Origin of the sequence: Microbacterium sp. K41, from assembly GCF_004794395.1 — a bacterium.
Taxonomy (GTDB): Bacteria; Actinomycetota; Actinomycetes; order Actinomycetales; family Microbacteriaceae; genus Microbacterium; species Microbacterium sufflavum.
The window spans coordinates 1-5,714 of the sequence record NZ_SSDO01000101.1; the positions used below are offsets into that span (position 1 = coordinate 1).

The following is a 5,714-nucleotide window of genomic DNA, read 5'->3' on the forward strand; positions in this document are numbered from 1 at the left end:
CGGTGGCGGCGGCGGCCGCGTCGGTCACGGTGCCCGCGACGTCGCCCGCCCACCGCAGCTCCGGGGCCTCGATCGTGCCCGCGTAGCGCTGCCACCACGGCTCGTGCCAGCGCTCGTGCTCGATGTCGTACAGGGGCGACACCTGACTGGCGGACTGGTGGTCGAGCACGTAGGCGCCGGTCAGCCTGCGGGCGAGCCAGGACGCGGGCATGTAGAGGCGGCGGGCGCGCGACCACGCCGCCGGTTCCTCGTCGGCGACCCAGGCGATCTTGGGGCCGCCGGCCTGCGACGTGAGCGTCGAGCCGCCCACGCGGGTGATGTCTTCGTCGCCCAGCTCCGCGGTCATCCGTGCGATCTGCGCGGTGGAGCGGGTGTCGACGCCGTAGAGGATGGCGGGACGGACGGGGTGGTCGTGCTCGTCGGCGAGCAGGATGCAGGGACCCATGCCGCTGACGCCGACCCCGGCCACCTCGGCTTCCGGCACTGCGGCCAGGAGCTCACGGGCCAGGCCGACGAACTCGTCCCACCAGACGTCGCCGTCCATCTCGACCCAGCCGGTGCGGGGGCGGCTCACCTCGTGCGCGCGCGTCGCGGTCGCGAGGATCGTCCCCGCCTCGTCGACGAGCACGCCCTTGCTGCTGGACGTGCCGATGTCGACACCGATGGTGCAGCGCATGGTCCTCCTCGACGCAGGGCGGCCGGTGATCCGACCTTTCGCCATGGTAAGCGAAATCGATTTCAAGCCGCAAGCCGATGCGTGGGCGTTTCCCCGGCAGAGCCCGCCCGTCCGCAGGGGCGTCAGGCGCGGGGCGTGCTCGCGGACTGCACCTCGTTGCGCAGCACCACCGTGCGCGCGGGCTGGGTGTCGCCCTTGATCCGCTCCAGCAGCATGCGCGCCGCCGTGACCCCCATGTGCCGCGCCGGGAGCCGGACGACGGTGACCGCCGTGGGCGAGAGCGTGGTGAAGGGCAGCGATCCGATCACCGCGACCCCGACCGCGGGCGGCGTGAGCCCCCGCTCGGTGAGCACCTGCAGGGCGCCGACCCCGATGAGGTTGTTGCCCGCGACCACCGCATCGGGCGGCTCGGGCAGCGCCAGCAGCTCCTCCATGGCCGCGCGGCCGCCGTCGACCCGGAACGTCGCGAAGCGCACGAGCTCGTCCAGGTCGAGGTCGGGCTCTGCGGCGGAGAGCGCGGAGCGCCAGCCGGCCGCGCGCTCGGCCGCGGTGTCGATGTGTTCGGGCCCGCCGATGTAGGCGATGCGACGGTAGCCCGCGGCGATGAGGTCTTGCGTGGCGGAGGTGCCGGCGGCCCGGTTGGCCATCACCACGCCGTCGATGTCGTACGTGGTGCTGCGGTCGACCGCGACGACGGGTCGCCCGGTGGCGAGGATGCCGCCCAGGTCGCTGTGCTCGTCGGCGGTCGCGATGATGACGCCCGACATGTGCTCGGCGATCGCGATGCGCAGGTACGTGGCCTCCTTCTCCAGCTGGGCGTCGGAGTTGCACAGCACCACCGAGTACCCGGCCTCGGAGGCGACGTCTTCCACGCCGCGCGCCATCTCGGTGAAGTACGGGTTCTCGATGTCGGGGATGACGAGCGCGATGACCTCGGAGCTCTGGGTGCGCAGGGTGCGGGCCGCGCGGTTCGGCGTGAAGTGCAGCTGGGCGGCGGCCTCACGCACCGCGGCCACCTTCTCCTCCGAGACGCTCGTGCCGTTGAACACGCGGGAGACCGTCGCGGGCGAGACGCCCGCGAGCTCCGCGACGTCGTAGATCGTGGCCATGCACCCTCACTGCCTGTCCGGTGACCCCGGACGTGAAGCAACAGTATCGCGCGCTCGCGAGGTCTCTGGTGCATCGATCTGAAATCGATTACATTGGCGGCCATGACGCCTGCCCCCTCCTCTCTGTCCACGCTCGCAGCGCTGCGCACCGTGCAGACCCGGTCCATCTCGCCCGAGAACTTCGACGGCTCGCCGGGCGGCGGCGGCCGCGCCACCGAGGGCACCGGTGCGGCGAGCGCGCGCGACCTCGGCCCCGGCTGGAAGATCTCCCCCAGCGTCGACATCCCGGCCGGAGAGACCTTCGAGCTCGCCGCGATCGACGGTCCGGGCAAGATCACCCACATCTGGATCACCACCCACACCGACAACTGGCGCACCCTGCTGCTGCGCGCGTACTGGGACGGCGCCGCGGAACCCGCGGTCGAGGTGCCCTACGGCGACTTCTTCTGCAACGGATGGGGCGTGTTCGCGCAGGTGAACTCGCAGACCATCGCCGCGAACCCGCACGGCGGCTTCAACTCCTACTGGCCGATGCCGTTCCGCGGCGGCGCCCGGCTCACGCTCGAGAACACGTCGACCGTCGACGTGCGCGTCTACTACCAGGTGACCTACGAGGTCGGGGGCGATCACTCCGACGACGCCTACTTCCACGCGCAGTGGCGGCGCTCGAACCCGCTGGAGGACCGCACCCCGCACGTCCTGCTGGAGGGCATCGAGGGGCAGGGGCAGTACGTCGGCACCTACATCGCGTGGGGCGTGAACTCCAACGGCTGGTGGGGTGAGGGCGAGATCAAGTTCTACCTCGACGACGACACCGACCACCCCACGATCTGCGGCACCGGCACCGAAGACTACTTCGGCGGCGCGTGGAACTTCGACGTCCCCGGCCAGGGCTACACCGCCTTCTCCACGCCGTACCTCGGGATGCCGCAGGTGATCCGGCCCGACGGCCTCTACGTGTCACAGCAGCGCTTCGGCATGTACCGCTGGCACGTGCTCGACCCGATCCACTTCGCCACCGGCATCCCGCGGGTCGACATCCAGGCGCTCGGCTGGCGCAGCGGATGGCGATACCTGCCGCTGCGGGACGACATCGCCTCCACCGCGCTGTTCTACCTCGACCGGCCGACCGCGCGCCGCCCGCGCACACCGAGCGCCGACGACCTGGAGGTGCACCTGGGCAGCGCGGCCGTGCCCGACATCGGCGCCTCCCCGTCGCGCCCGCCGCAGGGCTGACACCGAGCACGACGAAGGGCGCCCGCTTCCCGCGGGCGCCCTTCGGGGCGTTCAGTCGGCGCGCACCACGGTGAACGGGCAGTCGCCCTCCACCACGTCGACCTCCACCTGCTCACCCACGGTGACGGTGCCGTAGCCCGCCGCGCTCACCCACGGCCAGCGGCCCTCGGCGCCGACGTGCAGCTCGCCCGTCCCCTCGTCCACGCGCACGCCGGAGCGCGCCTGCAGCAGCGTCCACCCCGCCATGGCCCTGGCGTAGTGATCGCCGCACTCGATCTCGTTGTAGGGGTTGCGGCGGCGGCCGTCGTGCCGGTCCCACAGTCCTTCGAGCACCGCACGACCCTCCTCCTCCAGCCCCTCGAAGAAGCAGTGCGCCGCGACCTGCCACTCGATGCCCGTCCACACCTCGTCGGCGTAGCGCGTGGGCACCTCGGGTCGTCCGCCCTCGGGCCACGTGCACATCAGCAGCCCGACGTCGTCGGCCGTGTCGGCATAGACGCGGTACGGGTGCGCGAAGTCCGCGAAGCCGTGCCGCAGATTCGAGGCGACCACGTGCCGGAGGGCGCTGCGCACGTGCTCGGGCGGCAGGATCGGCCCGAGCCCGAGCTGATGCGCCCACCACTGCCCGATCACCTGGTCGGACAGCACACCCGTGCGCCACTGGAAGTCCTCCGGGTCGCCCTCGTCGAGCACCTGGATGTAGTGGGTGCCGTCGAACAGCAGCTCGTCGTACCCCGCCGAGCCGGAGCGGAACCTCTCGGCCGCCTCCGCCCCGGCCTCGGTGTCGCCCACCCGCCGCGCGAGCTCCTCGTACGCCCGCAGCGCCGCGAGCCACAGCGTGCCCATGAACGGGTTGACCCCGGCAAGGTCGATGTCGTGCGTGCTGGGCTGGATGCCGCGCAGCACGCCATCACCGTCCGCGTCCCACTTCTCCCGGATGTGCGTGTACAGGCGCACGAGCTGCGGCCAGCGGCGTTCGAGCCACTCCGATCCCGCCCCGCGCTGCACGTCGCGCAGCGACTTGAGGATCGTGGCGAGCATGCCGTCGAGCGCGGGCTCCTCCGGTCCGCCGATGAACTCGTCCGTCATCTGGTGCAGATACGTGGGCACGCGCAAGCGGTGCGGGATCGACCCGTCGGCCGCCTGCATCACGTCGAACTCGGTGTCGCGCATGTTCCGCTCCAGGCTCGGCCACAGCCCGGCGAGCGCAGCCTCGTACTGCCACACGTGCGTGCAGTTGAGCGGGCAGGAGCCGCCGAAGACGCCCGACCACATCCAGGTCGAGTCGCCGAGCGAGCCCTCGTAGCCGTAGAACCGGCCGTCAGCGCCGATGAAGCACGTGGGGCTGCGCACGTACGCGGCCTGGGCGGCCAGGTGCTCGACCTCCTGCGCGTCGAGGCTCGACCCCGCGAGGGTGCCTGTCCACCGGAGCGTGCGCTCGACGAGCTCGTCCCACCGGCGCTCGACCGTGGCCTGCACGTCGAGCGCGTCGAGGTAGCGCCGGCCGTACGCGTTGCCGAGGTAGAAGGTGGACGCTCCCCACTCCGGGTGCGGCGCCCCGAACTGCTCGATGTCGACGAACCGGTTGGGCAGGTGCCACGAGATCGAGAAACGGATCGTGCGCGAGGCGCCGGGGGCGAGGGCGAAGGGCACGCCGACCACCCCGAGCCACGACCGCCCCTGCGGGCTGGCCCCGGTTCCGCCCTGCGGGGCGTTGAGCTGCGGATCGCCGATGGTGGGCGCGAGCGCCAGGCGGGAGCGGCCGTCGTTGCCGGCGCGGGAGCGCAGGAACGCGTCGAGGTGCTCCAGACCGCTGCACCGCGTGAGCACGGCCGCTGTCTCGTCGTCGGCGGCGAGCACGAGCTGCCCGGCCAGGCGGTCGCTCTCGTCCAGGCTCGGGTTGTCCATGACCACGCGCGACCAGCCCCTGCCGCGGCGCAGGCGGTTGACGTTGCCGCCCAGCCCCGGAGTGCTGTCGGCGATGGGCGTGATGCCGTCCCACCCGATCGCGTTGAGCAGCGACCCCGCGAGCGTGCCGTGCACCCCGATCGAGCCGGTGTTGGTGAGCGTGAACTCGAACATCCCGGTCGGGATCGAGCTGAACTCGACGTCGCGCGGGGCCATCGGGTTGAGCACGCGCATGCGCACCTCGACCGGATGCCGCGGATCGGTCAGCTCGACCTCGGCCACCGGGTACGTGCCCCGGAACGCGGCGCTCTCGAACGTGCTGAACCTCTCGGCCGCCGCGGTCATCCACTCGGGCACGAAGCCGTCGGTCGTGAGCGACGCCTGCGGATCCGGGACCGGGGTGCCCTGCACCATCGAGATGACGTTGAGCGGCGGCTCGACCTGCGTGACCCGCAGCCAGAACCCGGTGCCGGGGAGAGCGCCCAGGTGGTTCGGCATGCCCTGCAGCTGCCACTGGCGCAGCGACCCGTCGGCGTTCACCGCGAAGCCGCCGGTGCCGATGCCACCCACGGGCATCGCGAGCGCGGGGGCCTCGGTGTGGGGACGGGACGGGGACAGGCGGTCGGTCATGATTCTCCTCGTGCGGGTCGACGGCCGGGGACGAGCGGCGGCAGCGCCACTCCGGATGCCGCGGCGACCGGCCAGGCCGCGGCGACGGACAGCAGCACGAGCAGGGGTGCCGCGAGCAGCAGCAGCCCGCCGAACCAGGTGAGCCCGAGCCATGC

At 72.2% G+C, this 5,714-nt stretch carries 4 protein-coding genes; 1 reads left to right on the forward strand and 3 read right to left on the reverse strand.

Translation table 11 applies throughout. The annotated features are described in order from the left end of the window. Both DW309_RS01980 and DW309_RS01985 read right to left on the reverse strand, forming a co-directional pair. A partial coding sequence (locus tag DW309_RS01980; protein WP_240753096.1) for an FGGY family carbohydrate kinase occupies positions 1–676 on the reverse strand: 676 nt, incomplete at its 3' end. Between the two features lie 122 nt (positions 677–798). After that, entirely contained in the window at positions 799–1,785 is a 987-nt protein-coding gene (locus DW309_RS01985; protein WP_136044400.1) for a LacI family DNA-binding transcriptional regulator, read from the reverse strand. A gap of 102 nt (positions 1,786–1,887) precedes the next feature. On the opposite strand from DW309_RS01985, the gene DW309_RS01990 reads away from it, so the two are divergent. Further along, a complete protein-coding gene (locus DW309_RS01990; RefSeq protein WP_136044401.1) occupies positions 1,888–3,021 on the forward strand; it encodes a glycoside hydrolase family 172 protein in 1,134 nt (377 codons plus the stop codon). Between the two features lie 51 nt (positions 3,022–3,072). Here the strand turns inward: DW309_RS01990 and DW309_RS01995 are convergent, their stop codons facing one another. After that, on the reverse strand, positions 3,073–5,559 hold the full coding sequence (locus DW309_RS01995) for a GH116 family glycosyl-hydrolase (protein ID WP_168387137.1): 2,487 nt from the start codon (positions 5,557–5,559) through the stop codon (positions 3,073–3,075). Positions 5,560–5,714: the final 155 nt, after the last annotated feature.